Origin of the sequence: Nocardia sp. NPDC058518 (assembly GCF_042719655.1) — a bacterium.
Classification (GTDB): Bacteria; Actinomycetota; Actinomycetes; order Mycobacteriales; family Mycobacteriaceae; genus Nocardia.
In genome coordinates this window covers 41,254-55,689 of record NZ_JBHXNJ010000007.1, presented here as the reverse complement: position 1 = coordinate 55,689, position 14,436 = coordinate 41,254, and the positions used below count along the sequence as shown (strand labels likewise).

Annotated in this window: 22 protein-coding genes; 17 read left to right on the top strand and 5 right to left on the bottom strand. The window is 67.3% G+C overall.

The features are described 5' to 3' along the window. The first annotated feature begins 22 nt into the window (after positions 1-22). From hemB to ACFWPX_RS14855, 5 genes are all read left to right on the top strand, one after another. Complete coding sequence (gene hemB / locus ACFWPX_RS14875; protein ID WP_378927850.1) at positions 23-1,000, top strand: porphobilinogen synthase; 978 nt, start codon at positions 23-25, stop codon at positions 998-1,000. Further along, positions 997-1,509 carry a hypothetical protein gene (locus ACFWPX_RS14870; RefSeq protein WP_378927849.1) on the top strand — a complete coding sequence of 171 codons (513 nt, stop codon included), beginning with the start codon at positions 997-999 and terminating at the stop codon, positions 1,507-1,509. Before hemB ends, ACFWPX_RS14870 begins: the two co-directional genes overlap by 4 nt. A 59-nt stretch (positions 1,510-1,568) precedes the next feature. After that, positions 1,569-1,691 (top strand): hypothetical protein, encoded by a 123-nt coding sequence (locus ACFWPX_RS14865; protein WP_378913196.1) that lies wholly within the window; start codon positions 1,569-1,571, stop codon positions 1,689-1,691. Positions 1,692-1,721: 30 nt separating this feature from the next. Then, a complete protein-coding gene (locus ACFWPX_RS14860; RefSeq protein WP_378927848.1) occupies positions 1,722-1,985 on the top strand; it encodes a hypothetical protein in 264 nt (87 codons plus the stop codon). Between the two features lie 76 nt (positions 1,986-2,061). Next, positions 2,062-2,286, top strand: coding sequence for a hypothetical protein (locus ACFWPX_RS14855; protein WP_378927847.1), 225 nt, complete (start codon positions 2,062-2,064; stop codon positions 2,284-2,286). Here ACFWPX_RS14855 and ACFWPX_RS14850 read toward each other — a convergent pair whose 3' ends face one another. Next, complete coding sequence (locus ACFWPX_RS14850) at positions 2,287-2,673, bottom strand: hypothetical protein (protein ID WP_378913199.1); 387 nt, start codon at positions 2,671-2,673, stop codon at positions 2,287-2,289. Positions 2,674-2,880: 207 nt separating this feature from the next. Between ACFWPX_RS14850 and hemL the strand changes: the two genes are divergently transcribed. The 7 genes from hemL (at position 2,881) to ccsB (ending at position 9,239) form a co-directional block, all read left to right on the top strand. Then, complete coding sequence (gene hemL / locus ACFWPX_RS14845) at positions 2,881-4,200, top strand: glutamate-1-semialdehyde 2,1-aminomutase (RefSeq protein ID WP_378927846.1); 1,320 nt, start codon at positions 2,881-2,883, stop codon at positions 4,198-4,200. Positions 4,201-4,319: 119 nt separating this feature from the next. Beyond that, positions 4,320-4,937 carry a histidine phosphatase family protein gene (locus ACFWPX_RS14840; protein WP_378634497.1) on the top strand — a complete coding sequence of 206 codons (618 nt, stop codon included), beginning with the start codon at positions 4,320-4,322 and terminating at the stop codon, positions 4,935-4,937. After that, the gene (locus ACFWPX_RS14835; protein WP_378913200.1) at positions 4,934-5,575 is read left to right on the top strand and encodes a TlpA disulfide reductase family protein; all 642 of its coding nucleotides are present in this window, start codon (positions 4,934-4,936) and stop codon (positions 5,573-5,575) included. Before ACFWPX_RS14840 ends, ACFWPX_RS14835 begins: the two co-directional genes overlap by 4 nt. After that, on the top strand, positions 5,572-5,799 hold the full coding sequence (locus ACFWPX_RS14830; RefSeq protein WP_378913201.1) for a hypothetical protein: 228 nt from the start codon (positions 5,572-5,574) through the stop codon (positions 5,797-5,799). Before ACFWPX_RS14835 ends, ACFWPX_RS14830 begins: the two co-directional genes overlap by 4 nt. Further along, positions 5,799-6,611: a cytochrome c biogenesis CcdA family protein gene (locus ACFWPX_RS14825; RefSeq protein ID WP_378927845.1), complete on the top strand. Its 813-nt coding sequence runs from the start codon at positions 5,799-5,801 to the stop codon at positions 6,609-6,611. The genes ACFWPX_RS14830 and ACFWPX_RS14825 overlap by 1 nt, the downstream gene beginning before the upstream one ends. Further along, on the top strand, positions 6,611-8,239 hold the full coding sequence (locus tag ACFWPX_RS14820) for a cytochrome c biogenesis protein ResB (protein ID WP_378927844.1): 1,629 nt from the start codon (positions 6,611-6,613) through the stop codon (positions 8,237-8,239). The genes ACFWPX_RS14825 and ACFWPX_RS14820 overlap by 1 nt, the downstream gene beginning before the upstream one ends. Positions 8,240-8,282: 43 nt before the next feature. Then, a complete protein-coding gene (ccsB, locus tag ACFWPX_RS14815) occupies positions 8,283-9,239 on the top strand; it encodes a c-type cytochrome biogenesis protein CcsB (RefSeq protein WP_378927843.1) in 957 nt (318 codons plus the stop codon). Between the two features lie 130 nt (positions 9,240-9,369). Here the strand turns inward: ccsB and ACFWPX_RS14810 are convergent, their stop codons facing one another. The 3 genes from ACFWPX_RS14810 to ACFWPX_RS14800 form a co-directional block, all read right to left on the bottom strand. Further along, on the bottom strand, positions 9,370-10,017 hold the full coding sequence (locus ACFWPX_RS14810) for a hypothetical protein (RefSeq protein ID WP_378913204.1): 648 nt from the start codon (positions 10,015-10,017) through the stop codon (positions 9,370-9,372). 79 nt (positions 10,018-10,096) lie between these two features. Beyond that, on the bottom strand, positions 10,097-10,288 hold the full coding sequence (locus ACFWPX_RS14805; RefSeq protein ID WP_378913205.1) for a hypothetical protein: 192 nt from the start codon (positions 10,286-10,288) through the stop codon (positions 10,097-10,099). A gap of 114 nt (positions 10,289-10,402) precedes the next feature. Then, positions 10,403-10,612, bottom strand: coding sequence for a BldC family transcriptional regulator (locus ACFWPX_RS14800; RefSeq protein ID WP_056814442.1), 210 nt, complete (start codon positions 10,610-10,612; stop codon positions 10,403-10,405). Between the two features lie 183 nt (positions 10,613-10,795). Between ACFWPX_RS14800 and ACFWPX_RS14795 the strand changes: the two genes are divergently transcribed. From ACFWPX_RS14795 to ACFWPX_RS14775, 5 genes are all read left to right on the top strand, one after another. Beyond that, the gene (locus ACFWPX_RS14795; protein ID WP_378913206.1) at positions 10,796-11,122 is read left to right on the top strand and encodes a DUF4229 domain-containing protein; all 327 of its coding nucleotides are present in this window, start codon (positions 10,796-10,798) and stop codon (positions 11,120-11,122) included. Further along, complete coding sequence (locus ACFWPX_RS14790) at positions 11,119-12,204, top strand: PLP-dependent cysteine synthase family protein (RefSeq protein ID WP_378927842.1); 1,086 nt, start codon at positions 11,119-11,121, stop codon at positions 12,202-12,204. The genes ACFWPX_RS14795 and ACFWPX_RS14790 overlap by 4 nt, the downstream gene beginning before the upstream one ends. An 88-nt stretch (positions 12,205-12,292) precedes the next feature. Continuing rightward, on the top strand, positions 12,293-12,514 hold the full coding sequence (locus tag ACFWPX_RS14785) for a hypothetical protein (RefSeq protein ID WP_019049431.1): 222 nt from the start codon (positions 12,293-12,295) through the stop codon (positions 12,512-12,514). Beyond that, on the top strand, positions 12,514-13,089 hold the full coding sequence (locus tag ACFWPX_RS14780; protein ID WP_378927841.1) for a Clp protease N-terminal domain-containing protein: 576 nt from the start codon (positions 12,514-12,516) through the stop codon (positions 13,087-13,089). The genes ACFWPX_RS14785 and ACFWPX_RS14780 overlap by 1 nt, the downstream gene beginning before the upstream one ends. 63 nt (positions 13,090-13,152) lie before the next feature. Continuing rightward, positions 13,153-13,548 (top strand): phage holin family protein, encoded by a 396-nt coding sequence (locus tag ACFWPX_RS14775; protein ID WP_378913209.1) that lies wholly within the window; start codon positions 13,153-13,155, stop codon positions 13,546-13,548. On the opposite strand, the gene ACFWPX_RS14770 is transcribed toward ACFWPX_RS14775, so the two are convergent. Then, on the bottom strand, positions 13,545-14,417 hold the full coding sequence (locus ACFWPX_RS14770) for a 1,4-dihydroxy-2-naphthoate polyprenyltransferase (protein ID WP_378913210.1): 873 nt from the start codon (positions 14,415-14,417) through the stop codon (positions 13,545-13,547). The genes ACFWPX_RS14775 and ACFWPX_RS14770 overlap by 4 nt on opposite strands. Positions 14,418-14,436: the final 19 nt, after the last annotated feature.

The window sequence follows — 14,436 nt, the reverse complement described above, 5'->3', positions numbered from 1 at the left end:
CGACAGGCGTATTCTGCGGGCTATGACCGCTTTCGACCGCCCGCGGCGGTTGCGTAGGACACCCGCATTGCGTCGGCTCGTCGCCGAAACCACGCTGCAGCCGCGTCAGCTCGTGCTGCCGATGTTCGTCGCCGATGGCCTCGACGAGCCGCGGGAGATCAGCTCGATGCCGGGGGTGTATCAGCACTCACTGGACTCCCTGCGCAAGGCCGCGGCGGAGTCGGTGGCCGCCGGGGTCGGCGGGCTGATGCTGTTCGGGGTGCCGCTGCCGGAGGACAAGGACGCGACCGGTTCGCAGGCCAGTGATCCGAACGGAATCCTGAATCGTGGGCTGCGCGCGCTGGCCGAAGAGGTCGGCGACGCGACGGTCATCATGGCCGATACCTGTCTCGACGAATTCACCGATCACGGCCACTGCGGGGTGATCGGGACCGACGGCGCTGTCGACAACGACGCCACCCTGCACCGCTATGTGGAGATGGCGCTGTCACAGGCCGAAGCGGGCGCCGATCTGCTCGGGACCAGCGGCATGATGGACGGCCAGGTCGGCGCGATCCGGCGCGGACTCGACGCGGTCGGCAGCACCGACACCGCCATCCTCGCCTACGCGGCCAAGTACGCCTCGGCCTTCTACGGCCCGTTCCGCGAGGCCGTCGGCTCGTCGCTGGAAGGCGATCGCCGCACCTACCAGCAGGATCCGGCCAACCGCCGCGAATCGCTGCGCGAACTCGACCTCGACCTCGCCGAGGGCGCCGACATCGTGATGGTGAAGCCCGCGATGTCCTACCTCGACATCCTGCGCGACGTCGCCGATCGCTCGACGGTTCCCGTCGCGGCCTATCAGATCTCCGGCGAGTACGCGATGATCACCGCCGCCGCCGAGCGTGGCTGGATCGACCGCAGGGCCTCGATCCTGGAGTCGCTGATCGGCATCCGGCGGGCAGGCGCGGACATCGTGCTCACCTACTGGGCGACCGAGGCAGCACACTGGCTGTCGTGATCGTTCCACCGAACAAACCCGAAACCCTTCCCATGCCGGAAGACGTCGGCACCGCCCGTCAATTGTGGTGGGCAATCGCAGGCCTCGGTGTCGTCTACACCCTGGCCAGCGTCATCACCATGACCGGGGAGCGCGACAAGCTCAGCAAGCAGTTCCTCGACGAGATGCACAAGTCGGATCCGAACTTCCCGGCGTCCACCGTCGACGTGATGGTGCTGGTGGCGTTCGCGCTGACCGCGCTGGTCGGCGTACTGCTGGCCGGGGTCACCGTGGCCGTCGCGCATCAGCTCGGCCGCGGCAAGAGCTGGGCGCGCACGGTGCTCACGGTCGTCGCGATCTGGCTCGGACTCGGTGCGATCGCGACCATGTTCACCTTCTCCGCCGTCGCCAATCCCGCCACGATCGTGGCGGGTGGCTCGGCGATCGTGCAGGGCGTGCTGGCCGCGGGTGCCGCGTTCCTGAGCTACCGGCCGGAGTCGACGAAGTACTTCCAGTCCAACCGGAAGTGACACTGCGCAGTGTATGGTGAGGATTATCACACCGGCTGAACGCCGGGGGAGCGGAGGCAATGATGCGCGTGGTGATCGAGCAACCACACAGCCTGCGACGCGACCTGTTGGTCATCGGGTTGATGGTTGTGCTCACCATCGCGGTCATCGCGCTGATTCTGGCACCGAGCCTGGTCGGCTGATTCGATCTCGCCCCTGGCAGGATCTCAGGAATGAGACGCTGGATCGCGCTGTTCGAACTCGGCTTCGCCGTGCTCTTCCTGGCTTGCGCGGTCGTCAGCTGGCGTGCCGCACGGCGCACGACCGAATTCGCGGGCACCGATGAGCACCCCGGGTTCGCGGCGGTGCGCTATGTGCCGCCGTTGCTGTTGCTCGCCTGCGCGCTGGTGACTGTGAGCGGGGTGCTGGTGATCGATGCCGTCACCAGGATCTATCGCAGATCTGTAGCACGGCGCGACGTCGAACCGATGATCTAGAGGAAGCCGAATTCCGATGTGCGCGTGGGGGTTCGGGACGCGAGTTCGCACCGCGGGCTCCCTCGAGGAGGAATCGATGACCAGACTGACCGCAGGAATCTGTACCGTCGCCGCCGCCGTGGCGACGATCGCGCTGGCCGTGGCGCCCGCTCATGCTGCCCCCGGCCTGCCGCTCACCCCGATGATCGCCGAGCCGGCCGCCGACGGTTTCGCCCCGGAGACCGGCTCGAGCGGGATCTACAACGGCATCATGTGCCAGCTGCACACGATCTCCGCCGAAGTGCCCTGCATGTACACCTGATCAGCCGGTCCACTGCTGATAGACGTCGACGACGCGGCCGCCGCGCGTGCCGGGCGCGTTCAGGAAAATGGTGACGGTGCCGTCGGGATGAGCCGCCGCTTCCGTCACCACCTGGCGCAAGGTGGCACGGATGCCGCCGTCGGCGTCACGGTACAGATCGGTATCGGTGTGTAGACCCGCGCCGATCCGATTGGCGGGCACCATCATCGCGGTGATCGCCGGAATCGGCCCCGACCCGAGTGCCACGGTCTCCTCGTGGCTGAGCTGGGCACCGATCCGATCGGGCTGGGCCTGTGGTGCGAAGGCGGTGGCCGAACCCGCGCCGAGTAGCACTCCCACCGCGACGAACCCCGTGCCAAGGGCAGTGCTGGTGACGCCGAAAAGCATGAAATACCCTCTCGCTGATAACTGATTTCCCGGTGGCTCAGGTGCTGAGCCGCCCGGAGCGTAGTCGCAGGCCAATGGGCCTAGATCGAATTCTTTCGCCGATAGGGGCGGCGTGTCGGGCGTGTCGTCGGTGGGTCGCTGCGGTCTGGGTCACTGTGCTCCACCCTGTCGTCCGGCGTGCCGAGGCGAGCTGAGAGACTGGAATCCGTGAGTCCTACGCAGGTACCGGTTTCCGCCCAGCTCTTCGAGCGGGCAGCCTCGGTGATCCCGGGTGGCGTCAATTCCCCGGTCCGTGCGTTCAATTCGGTGGGCGGTACGCCGCGGTTCTTCACCTCCGCGAGTGGCTACACGCTCATCGACGCCGATGGCAACGACTACGTCGATCTGGTGTGTTCGTGGGGTCCGATGATCCTCGGTCACGCCCACCCCGCGGTCGTCGAGGCCGTGCAGAAGGCCGCGACCAGTGGACTCTCGTTCGGCGCGCCGACCGAGGCCGAGATCGAGCTGGCCGAGGCCATCGCCGCCCGCGTCGATCCCGTCGAGCGGGTGCGCCTGGTGAACTCCGGTACCGAGGCCACGATGAGCGCGGTCCGCTTGGCCCGCGGCTTCACCGGCCGATCCAAGATCATCAAATTCTCCGGTTGCTACCACGGCCATGTCGACGCGCTGCTGGCCGACGCGGGCTCCGGCGTGGCGACGCTGGGTCTGCCGACCTCGCCCGGTGTCACCGGTGCGCAAGCCGCCGACACCATCGTGCTGCCCTACAACGACCTCACCGCCGTCGCCGCCGCCTTCGAGGCGCATCCCGGTCAGATCGCTTGCGTCATCACCGAGGCCGCCGCGGGCAATATGGGCGCGGTCGCGCCGCTGCCCGGCTTCAACGAGGGCCTGCGCACCCTGGCGCACGACAACGGCGCGTTGCTGATCATGGACGAGGTGATGACCGGTTTCCGGGTCAGCGCGTCGGGTTGGTACGGCCGTGAGGGCGTCGCCGGTGACCTCTACACCTTCGGCAAGGTGATGAGCGGTGGCCTGCCCGCCGCCGCGTTCGGCGGTCGCGCCGAAATCATGAACAACCTCGCCCCGCTCGGTCCGGTCTATCAGGCGGGCACGCTGTCCGGTAACCCCGTCGCCGTCGCGGCGGGCCTCGCGACCCTGCGCGCGGCCGACGCGCAGGTGTACGCGGCGCTGGACCGCAATGCCGATCGTCTCGGCTCGCTGTTCGCGAAAGCCCTGACAGAGGCCGGTGTCGAGCATCAAGTCCAGTTCGCAGGCAATATGGTGAGCGTGTTCTTCGCCGAGCGCCCGGTGACCGACTACGCCGCCGCCAAAGCGAGCCAGACCTGGCGCTACCCTGCCTTCTTCCACGCCCTGCTCGACGCGGGCGTGTACGCGCCGCCGAGCGCGTTCGAGGCATGGTTCGTCTCCGCGGCACTCGACGAGGACGCGTTCGACCGTATCGCCGCCGCTCTGCCCGCCGCCGCCCTCGCGGCCGCGGCCGCAACCCCCGAAGGATCCCCAGCGTGAGCTCCGACCAGCCCGACGCAGAATTCGCCCTAGCCCCGGCGGATAGCGACGAGGCGCCCCATCCTGCCCCCGCCGCCGCGCCGCCCGCCCTCGACGACGACCCGTCGAGCGTCGAAACCATCGTGCACGTGCTGCGCCACGGCGAGGTGCACAACCCGAACGGCATCCTGTACGGCCGCCTGCCCGGCTTCAGTCTCTCGGTGGCCGGTCGCTCGCAGGCCGGTGCGGTCGCGCGCTCGCTGGCCGATCACGACATCGCGATGGTGATCGCCTCCCCGCTGCAGCGCGCCCAGGAGACCGCGGCGCCGATCGCGGCCGCGCACGACGTGATCGTGCGCACCGACGAGAACCTGATCGAGGCGGGCAACACCTTCGAGGGCCTTCGCGTCTCCGTCGGTGACGGTGCCCTGCGCAAGCCGCGGCACTGGTGGAAGCTGCGCGACCCGTTCACCCCGTCGTGGGGCGAGCCCTACCTGCAGATCGCGCATCGCATGCTCGCCGCGGTGAACAAGGCCCGTGTCGAGGCCGCCGGTCACGAGGTGGTGCTGGTCTCGCATCAGCTGCCCGTGTGGACACTGCGCCGATTCCTGCAGGGCCAGCGGTTGTGGCACGACCCGCGCAACCGGCAGTGCTCGCTCGCGTCGCTGACCTCGCTGGTCTACCACGGCGACACGCTCGTCGACATCGTCTATTCCGAGCCCGCGGGCGCGTCGGATCCGTCGGTACACGGCGCATGACTCGCTTGTCCTCATCGGGATCCGCCCGTGGCCGTCGGCCGCGGGCGCTGACCGCCGTTCTGTCCGCCGTGCTGGTGATCGTCGCCGCGGCGGGCTGTTCGACGGGTACCGATGCGGTTGCCACCGGTGGCGGGACCTTCGAATTCGTCTCACCCGGTGGTAAAACGGAGATCTACTACGATCCGCCCGCGACGCGCGGGACGATCGGCACGCTCTCGGGGCCCGACCTGATGAACGAGGGAAAGACCGTTTCGGTCAGCGATTTCCCGAACCAGGTCGTGGTCGTGAACCTGTGGGGACAGTGGTGTGGCCCGTGCCGCGCCGAGTCGCCCGCTCTGGAAAAAGTCTTCGCGGCGACCAAAGATCAAGGCGTCGCGTTCCTGGGGATCAACGTCCGCGACCATCAGCGCGACAAAGCCCAGGACTTCGTAGTGGACAACAAGATCGAATACCCGTCCATCTACGACCCGTCGATGCGAACCTTGCTCGCCCTCGGCGGAAACTTTCCCACCAGTGTTATTCCGACCACGTTGATCCTGGATCGTCAGCACCGGGTCGCCGCGGTCTTCCTTCGCTCGCTATTGGCAGAAGACCTACAGCCCGTGGTCGAGCGCATCGCCGCCGAGGAGAAGCAGTGAGCCGTCGTCGTCCTGGAAATCTGACCGCGTGTCGCCCCCGTCAGGGTGCTCGCCGCATGGGTGCGGGCTGGACGGTCGATGACCGTTGGGCCGGCATCGCGACCGTCCCGCGCAGTGTCGCCGGTGCCGGTCTGTTCGATTTCGGCCCCGCTGAACCGGCCGAGACCGAGCGAACTCTGTCGTTGCCGCGCGACGAGCAGCATGACGAGGACAGCACCGAGTGATGGTGCTCGCCGCAGTCGGGGATTCCTTCCAGCAGACGGCGGCATCGGGTCCGCTACTGCTGGCGCTGGGAGCCTGCCTGCTCGCGGGCCTGGTGTCGTTCGCTTCACCGTGTGTCGTGCCGCTCGTCCCCGGCTATCTGTCGTATCTGGCCGGGCTGGTCGGTGCCGAGGGGCCGCCTGCCACCAACGCGCAGGCGAGCACGCTCACCGCGCAACGCCGTAGCGCGAAGTTGCGGGTGGCCGGTGCCGCCGGGCTGTTCGTCGCCGGGTTCACGGTGGTGTTCGTGCTGGCTACAGCCACTGTTTTCGGCGTGATCCAGACCCTCAATGTGAATCGGGAACTGCTGCAGCGCATCGGCGGTGTGGTGACGATCCTGATGGGTCTGGTGTTCATCGGTCTGGTCCCCGCCCTACAGCGCGACACGCGGATGGAGCCGCGCAGGCTCACCAGCATCCTCGGCGCGCCGCTGCTCGGCGGGGTGTTCGCGCTCGGCTGGACGCCGTGTCTTGGGCCGACGCTGTCGGGTGTGATGGCGGTGTCCGCGGGCACCGAGGGCACCACCGCCGCGCGCGGAGTGACGTTGATCGTCGCCTATTGCCTCGGCCTCGGGCTGCCCTTCGTGGTGCTTGCCTTCGGGTCGGCCGGTGCGTTGCGCGGGGTCGGCTGGCTGCGGCGCAATTCGCGCACTATTCAGGTTGTAGGGGGTGTTCTGCTCGTCGCTGTCGGCGTCGCGCTGGTCACGGGGGCATGGGATCAGTTCGTCGGCTGGGTGCGTGACGGGTTCGTCTCCGAGGTGACTCTTCCGATCTGATGACTGACACGCTGACCACTCCGACCACCCCCACCCCGCCCGTCCGGCAGTCGCTGCCGGGCCGGGCCTGGGCCCTGGTCCGGAATTCCTGGCGCGGCCTGACCAGCATGCGCACCGCACTGGTGCTGCTGTTCCTGCTCGCACTCGCCGCCATCCCCGGCGCGCTGCTGCCACAACGCAGTCTGAACACGCAGAAGGTCGAGCAGTACATCGCCGACCGCCCGACGCTCGGCCCGTGGATGGACCGGGTCGAACTGTTCGACGTGTTCGGCAGCTTCTGGTTCACCGCCATCTACGTGTTGCTGTTCATCTCGCTGGTGGGCTGCATCCTGCCGCGCTGCTGGGACCACTACCAGGCGCTGCGCACCCCGCCGGTGCCCGCGCCGCGCAACCTCGGCCGGTTGCCGCACCACTTCAGCGAGACCGACGACCGCGCTCCCGATGAGGTCATCGAGGCCGCCAAGGCTTCGTTGCGTGGGTGGCGGACCGAGGTTCGCCCCGGTCAGCGCGACGGTGAGGTGACGCTGTCCGCGGAGAAGGGTTATCTGCGCGAGTTCGGCAACCTGGTGTTCCACCTGTCGCTGGTGGGACTGCTGGTCGCGATCGCGCTGGGCAAGCTGCTCGGCTACGAGGGCAATGTCATCGTGATCGCCAACAACGGTCCCGGCTTCTGCACCACCTCGCCCGCGGTGTTCGACTCCTTCCGCGCGGGCAACACCAATGACGGCACCGGCATGACGCCGCTGTGCATCAAGGTGAAGGACTTCAAGGCCGACTACCTGCCCACCGGCCAGGCAGAGATGTTCCACTCGAACATCGAATATCAGGCAGGCGCAGATCTCGCCACCGACACCTGGCGCAGCACCGAGCTCCAGGTGAACCACCCGTTGCGGGTCGCCGGTGACCGCGTTTACCTACAGGGACACGGCTTCGCGCCCACGTTCACGGTCACCTTCCCCAACGGGCAGACCCGCACCGAGACCATCCAGTGGCGGCCCGACGACGCCCAGACCTTCCTGTCCAGCGGTGTGCTGCGCATCGACCCGCCCGGTGGCATGTACGCCACCGACGAGGAACGCAGGCAGAACCAGATCGCCATCGAAGGTCTGTTCGCGCCGACCGCGATGTTCCACGGCAGCCTGCTCACCTCGGCGTTCCCCCGGATGGACGATCCGGCGGTCGCGGTCGACGTCTATCGCGGCAACACCGGCCTCGACACCGGTCGCTCGCAGTCGCTGTTCTCGCTGGATCCGGAGATGATCAAGCAGGGCCGGCTGACCAAGGAAGCACGGGTCAACCTGCGTCCCGGCGAGTCGACCACGTTGCCGAGCGGGGCGAAGGTCACCTTCGACGGCGCCCAGGAATTCGTCAACCTGCAGGTCTCGCACGACCCCGCCCAGCAGTGGGTGCTGGTGAGCGCGCTGACGATGATGGCCGGTCTGCTGGTGTCGCTGTTGCTGAAACGGCGGCGGATCTGGATCCGGGCGTACCCGGCCGACACCGCGACGGGTACCGTGGGTCAACGACGCGCCGTAGTAGAAATGGGCGGCCTGGCCAGAAGCGATCAAGCAGGCTGGGGTGCCGAATTCGATCGACTGCGCACACGGCTGCTCGGAGCGCAGAACTGATGCGGACCAGGGCACACGCACTCGACATGGAGACGGAATCCTGATGCAGATCGACGAAACGCTGGCACGGTATAGCGACTTCGCGTTCATGTCGGCCATGGCGGTCTACGCGCTGGCCACGGTCCTGTTGATCGTGCAGTACGCCTCGGCGCGGACCAAGCAGGTCGCCGCGCGCGAACTCGTCCCTGCGGGTGATCCGGGGTTGCCCGGCCGCATCGAGACCCCGCAGGCCAGACCGCTGGGCGAACGACTCGGCAACATGGCCTTCTCGGTGCTGCTGGTCGGCGCGGTACTGCACATCGGCTCGATCGTGCTGCGCGGCTTCGCGACCCACCGCTTCCCGCTGGGCAACATGTACGAGTTCACCACCATGGCCACCGTGGCCGCCGTGGTGATCGGCCTGATCTTCCTGCGCGACCAGCGCTATCGCGCGATGTGGGCGTTCCTGCTGGTTCCCGTGCTGATCCTGATGTTCCTGGCAGGCACGGTCCTCTACGCCGACGCCGCCCCCGTTGTCCCCGCACTTCGCTCGTTCTGGCTGCCGATCCACGTCACCATCGTCAGCATCGGCAGCGGCGTCTTCCTGGTCTCCGGCGTAGCCAGCCTGCTCTACCTGTTCCGCATGCGTCAGCCCGCGGGCGAGGAATCCACCAACATCCTCGGCACCATCGCGCGTCGTCTCCCCGACGCCCGCACCCTCGACCAACTCGCCTACAAAACCACCATCATCGGCTTCCCCCTCTTCGGCGCAGGCGTCATCCTCGGCGCCATCTGGGCCGAAGCCGCCTGGGGCCGCTTCTGGGGCTGGGACCCCAAGGAAACCTGCTCCTTCATCGCCTGGGTCCTCTACGCCGCCTACCTCCACGCCCGAGCCACTTCCGGCTGGCGAGACACCAAGGCAGCCTGGATCAACATCGCCGGCTTCGTAGCCATGCTGTTCAACCTCTTCATCATCAACATGGTCATCAGCGGCCTGCACAGCTATGCCGGATTGAACTGAGCGCTCAGCCCATCCGGCCTACAGCCGAGGCGTACAGCCGTCGGGGGATGCCGGCCTGCCTGGATCGCGGACATACGTAAGGCCCAGGGCTCGGAAGAGCTTCTGGGCCTTCGGTGTTCCTAACCGCTGATCAGCAGTAGTAGCAGATCTTGTTGGCGGGGAGTTCTACGTGGCAGTTCAGGCAGACCGGTTTGCGGAGTGGTTCGGGCTTGGGGATGGCTGCGGTGCGGCGGGCTGCGGAGGGGCGTTTGACGGCTGCCTCGGCGGCTTCGGCGGTGGCCAGGTCCTGGGAGGTGGACTGGCGGATGGCGGCGACCTTCGGGGGGAGGGTGGGCAGGCCGCCGTCGGCGGGGAGGTCGGTGGCGTAGTGCTGGTAGCACTGCCAGCGGGCGGCGGCGGCGTGCATTTCGAGGTCGTCGGGGATGGGCAGGCCCGCGAGTTCGAGGATGTAGCGGTAGCCGGTGCCGACGGTCTGGTTCTTGCGCACACACAGGGCGCTCAGCGGCGGCTCGTTGTTCTTGTGACAGTGCTCGGCGACCTTGTCCAGCACGACGGGCAGCCAGTGCTGCCACTTCACCGCGGTGCGGATGCCGGATTCTTCCTGGACCAGCTCGGCCAGCTCGGTGTTGACGATGAAGTTGTTGAAACTGGTGGCGGTATCGGCCAGCACCTCGTGTGCGGCGCGAGTCCACTCCAACCGTGCCTCGGTGAACGTCACGGCGCTGCCGTCGGCCGCGCGCCAAGTGGTCGGGACAGAACCCTGCTGCACATCAATCACCGGAATACGTTATCTACCCAGCTCTTTCGCCGCACAACGGGGGTATGTGCGTCAGCTCACGGCGACGCACATCGCGAGGTCACTCGGTGGGGCCGGAGTCGTCGCGGGGTTGTTTGCCGAGGCGCCAGAGGAATTCCGGGTCGTCGTCAGGGCCGAGAACCGGTCTGCGCGAGGGTGGGCCGGAATTCGGGCGCCGCATTTCGGGGCCGAACGCCTTCCAGCACAACACCGCGATGGCCACGATCGCGATGAGTGCCAATAGGTACGTCACGTCGCTCACCTCCTGCTATCGAGGGTAGCCGTGTCCGCACCGTGTGCACATCCGCAACGGGAGGGAAATTTTTGGCAAACGCGAGCCCGCGGTGGGCTCGCGTCGGCCGGCGAGTCAGCGGGGTGCTGCCTCGGTGGTGAGCGATCTGAGCAACTGCAAGACCTCGGACTCGCGGAAACGGCGATGTCCGCCCGGTGTGCGCAACGAGCCGAGCCTGCCGGCATGAGCCCACCTGGTGACGGTCTTGGGGTCTACGTGGAACATGGCGGCCACTTGGCCTGGTGTCAGCAGAGTGTCCTGAAGGCCGACGGTGATCGCAGTCATAGCTAACCTCTCCGTTTCGACAGTTCCCTCATCAGTGGCGTCATCGTCGCACTGCGACCCCCATGTAGTCGAACCACCTACAGTTGGTAAAGGGGAAGTAATAGACAAATGCCGCGAACGGGCAGCATCGAAGAGAGCGAACGGGCCGCGTCGAACAGATATGCGCCGGGCTACGCTGTAGTCGTGAGTGAAGCAACAGGTCAGCAGGGCTCTGGCGCCGGGAAGCGACTGGTACGCAATCTTGCGCTCTATACGCTGGCTCGTCTCGGGCTGGTGGTGGCGATCGCCGCGCTGATCGTGGGCATCGCCAAGCTGGTCGGAGTCGATGTGCCGATCATCGTCGCGGCGCTGTTCGCGTTGCTCGTCGCGATGCCGCTTTCGCTGACGCTGTTCAAGAAGCTGCGCGTGAAGGTGAACGAGGATATCGCCGTCGTCGACTCGCGCCGCCGCCAGGACAAGGCGCAGTTGCGGGCCCGCCTGCGGGGTGACGACGACAGCAAATCGGCGTGAAGTACCTCGACCGCAGCGCCCCACGTGACTGGGTCGACAATGCCGTCCGGCTGATCGACGCCGACACCCAGCGCTCCGCCGACACCCACCTGCTGCGGTATCCGCTGCCCGCCGATTGGCCGGTGCAGCTCTACCTCAAGGACGAATCCACCCACATCACCGGCAGCCTCAAGCATCGGCTGGCGCGATCGCTGTTCCTGTACGCGATCTGCAACGGCTGGGTGACCGAGGGGACGACCGTGGTCGAGGCGTCGTCGGGCTCGACGGCGGTGAGCGAGGCCTACTTCGCCAAGCTGCTCGGCCTCGACTTCGTCGCGGTGATGCCGGCGAGCACCTCGCCGCAGAAGGTCGCGCTCATCGAAGCGCAGGGTGGCCGATGTCATTTCGTCGATCGAGCGCCGGACATGTACACCGAGGCCAAGCGTCTCGCCGCCGAATCCGGCGGGCATTTCATGGATCAGTTCACCCACGCCGAGCGGGCCACCGACTGGCGCGGCAACAACAACATCGCCGAATCCATCTTCGAACAGCTGGCGCTGGAGAACCACCCGGTGCCGGAGTGGATCGTGGTCGGCGCCGGTACCGGCGGCACCAGCGCGACGATCGGGCGCTACATCCGTTATCGCAGGCACGCGACGCGCCTGGCCGTGGTCGACCCGGAGCACTCGGCGTTCTACGGCGGCTACGAGACCGGCGACGCGGGCTATGAGACCGGAATGCCTTCGCGCATCGAGGGAATCGGCCGTCCCCGGGTGGAACCGTCGTTCGTGGGCCAGGTGGTCGATCGCATGATCGTGGTGCCCGACGCGGCCTCGATCGCCACCGCCCGCCACGCGAGCACCGCGCTCGGCCGCCGCGTTGGCGGCTCGACCGGCACGAACCTCTGGGGCGCCTTCCATCTCATCGCCGAACTGGTCGCGTCGGGCCGCAGCGGCAGCGTGGTCACCCTGCTGTGCGACGGCGGCGACCGGTACGCGGGCACCTACTTCAACGACGACTGGGTGGCGGCCCAGAACATCGATCTGAGCGGTCCGGCGGAGATCCTCGCCGAATTCGCCACCACCGGTCGCTGGAACGGCTGACCTCACCCGCACCACTCTTCGGGGTCCTTCCACGCTCATTTGTCAATTTTTGTTGACAAATCTGTGGTCGTCAATCAAAATTGACGACATGACCGACGCAACAACCCTCGCCTCAGCGGCCGGTAATCCCGACCCGGCGGTCGGGCTGCGCGCTGTGCTCGCACTGCGCAGATTGGCCGACCGCCTCGAAACCATCCAGGTGGCCAACGCCAGAGCCAACGGATGGTCGTGGCAGGCCATCGCCGAGGCGCTCGAGGTGAGCAAGCAGGCGGTCCATCAGAAACACAATCGGAAAGGTGGAACCCGCTGATGTTCGAAAAATTCAGCCGCGAGGCCAGGGCCGCGGTGGTAAGCGCCCAGGACGACGCCAAGGAGTTGGGCGCGAAGCGGATCGGTCCTGAGCATGTGCTGCTCGGCACCCTGTCGAACGCCGAACCCGCCCTCCGGACGGTGCTCGACACGCGCGGCATCACCGCCGACGGTCTACGCACCGCGCTCGCCGCCCGCACGGGCGAGCCGCCGCTGGGCGCCGATGACGCGCAGGCCCTGCGCTCGATCGGCATCGACCTGGACGCGGTGCAGGCCAGCATCGCCGAGAACTTCGGACCGCAGGCGTGGGATCAGGCCGAACCGGAGGCCAAACGCGGCATGTTCGGCCGGCTGCTCGGCTCCGGGCACATCCCGTTCACCGGAACGGCCAAGAAGTCGCTCGAACTCGCACTGCGTGAGGCGATCCACCGCAAGGATCGCGAGATCACCTCGACCTACCTGCTGCTCGGGATTCTGCGCGGGGCGGACCCGGCCACCACCGACCTGCTCGGTGGGCGCGACGCGGTGTCGGGTTTACGCACAGATCTCTACGCGATGCTCGACCGCGCCGCGTGAATTCCACATCGGGTGTGTGTCAGACCCGCCGCAATGTCCGTTTACGGGCCTAGCATTGCGTCTATGCAACTAGCAATCCGGTTGGTCATCAACGCCATAGCCATCTGGGCTGCGGCCGCGTGGATCGACAAGATCGATATCTACGTGCCGCCCGAGTGGTCATCGGAGTGGGGCAACTGGGGCAAGGCCCTGGTCCTGCTCATCGTCGCGCTCGTGTTCACGGCGGTCAACGCCGTGATCAAGCCGATCGTGAAACTCCTGTCGCTGCCGTTCGTGATCCTCACGCTCGGCCTGTTCCTGTTGGTCGTCAACGCGGGGATGCTGTGGCTCACCGCCAAGATCACCGAGATCACCGACTACGGCCTTCGCGTCGACGGCTTCTGGGCGGCGTTGTGGGGTGGCTTGATCATCACGTTGGTCAACTGGGTGCTCGGCATTCTGGTACCCGACGGCGACTAGCCGACGAGCCCGACGGCCAGCGCGCTCAACGCCGACCAGGCCAGCAGCGCCAGCCCCGAATCGCGGAGGGCGGGAATCAGTTCCAGCCCGCCCTTGCCGGTACGCACGGGGGCGTTGGCCCGGATCGCCAGCGGTAACGCGAGCAATCCGGCCAGCGCCCACGGCGTGCGCGCGATCAGTGCGAGACTGATCACGAACGGCGCCGCGAGCAGCACCACGTGCAGGGTGCGGGTGCGCGCGTCGCCGAGTTTCACCGCGAGCGTGACCTTGCCGGACTCGGTGTCGGTGGGAATGTCACGCAGGTTGTTGGCCACCAGCACCGCGCTGGAGAACGCGCCGACACCGATCGCGAGCAGCAGGCCGACCCAGTCGACCCGCAGCGCCTGCACGTACTGGGTACCGAGCACCGCGATCAACCCGAAGAACACGAACACCGCGATCTCGCCGAAACCGCTGTAGCCGTAGGGCTTGCTGCCGCCGGTGTAGAACCAGGCGCCTGCCAGGCACAGCGCTCCGATCAGCACCAGCCACCACGCGGTGGTCACGGCCAACACCAGTCCGGCGACCGCGCCGATCGCCAGGCTGAGCACCGCGGCGGTGCGAACAGCCTTGGGGGAAGCCAGCTTCGAGCCGACCAGCCGCAGCGGCCCGACGCGCACGTCGTCGGTGCCGCGAATGCCGTCGGAGTAGTCGTTGGCGTAATTCACCCCGACGATCAGTGCCAGCGAAACCAGCAGCGCCAGAATCGCTTTCCACCAGACGGCTCCGTCGACAGATGCGGCGGCGCCGGTGCCCGCGAGTACCGGCGCGATCGCGTTGGGCAACGTCCGCGGCCGGGCGCCCTCGATCCATTCCGCTGCTGTAGCCATGGATCGAAGCCTAATCCGG

Excerpts from the sequence above, each read along its gene's own strand:
- ACFWPX_RS14860 (WP_378927848.1), top strand. The coding sequence starts at position 1,722 with ATGAGACGCTGGATCGCGCTGTTCGAACTCGGCTTCGCCGTGCTCTTC.
- ACFWPX_RS14865 (WP_378913196.1), top strand. The coding sequence starts at position 1,569 with ATGATGCGCGTGGTGATCGAGCAACCACACAGCCTGCGACGCGACCTG.
- ACFWPX_RS14785 (WP_019049431.1), top strand. The coding sequence starts at position 12,293 with ATGACCGACGCAACAACCCTCGCCTCAGCGGCCGGTAATCCCGACCCG.
- ACFWPX_RS14850 (WP_378913199.1), bottom strand. The coding sequence starts at position 2,673 with ATGCTTTTCGGCGTCACCAGCACTGCCCTTGGCACGGGGTTCGTCGCG.
- ACFWPX_RS14775 (WP_378913209.1), top strand. The coding sequence starts at position 13,153 with ATGCAACTAGCAATCCGGTTGGTCATCAACGCCATAGCCATCTGGGCT.
- ACFWPX_RS14855 (WP_378927847.1), top strand. The coding sequence starts at position 2,062 with ATGACCAGACTGACCGCAGGAATCTGTACCGTCGCCGCCGCCGTGGCG.
- ccsB (WP_378927843.1), top strand. The coding sequence starts at position 8,283 with ATGCAGATCGACGAAACGCTGGCACGGTATAGCGACTTCGCGTTCATG.
- ACFWPX_RS14835 (WP_378913200.1), top strand. The coding sequence starts at position 4,934 with ATGACTCGCTTGTCCTCATCGGGATCCGCCCGTGGCCGTCGGCCGCGG.
- ACFWPX_RS14780 (WP_378927841.1), top strand. The coding sequence starts at position 12,514 with ATGTTCGAAAAATTCAGCCGCGAGGCCAGGGCCGCGGTGGTAAGCGCC.
- ACFWPX_RS14770 (WP_378913210.1), bottom strand. The coding sequence starts at position 14,417 with ATGGCTACAGCAGCGGAATGGATCGAGGGCGCCCGGCCGCGGACGTTG.
- ACFWPX_RS14825 (WP_378927845.1), top strand. The coding sequence starts at position 5,799 with ATGGTGCTCGCCGCAGTCGGGGATTCCTTCCAGCAGACGGCGGCATCG.
- ACFWPX_RS14800 (WP_056814442.1), bottom strand. The coding sequence starts at position 10,612 with ATGACTGCGATCACCGTCGGCCTTCAGGACACTCTGCTGACACCAGGC.
- hemB (WP_378927850.1), top strand. The coding sequence starts at position 23 with ATGACCGCTTTCGACCGCCCGCGGCGGTTGCGTAGGACACCCGCATTG.
- ACFWPX_RS14820 (WP_378927844.1), top strand. The coding sequence starts at position 6,611 with ATGACTGACACGCTGACCACTCCGACCACCCCCACCCCGCCCGTCCGG.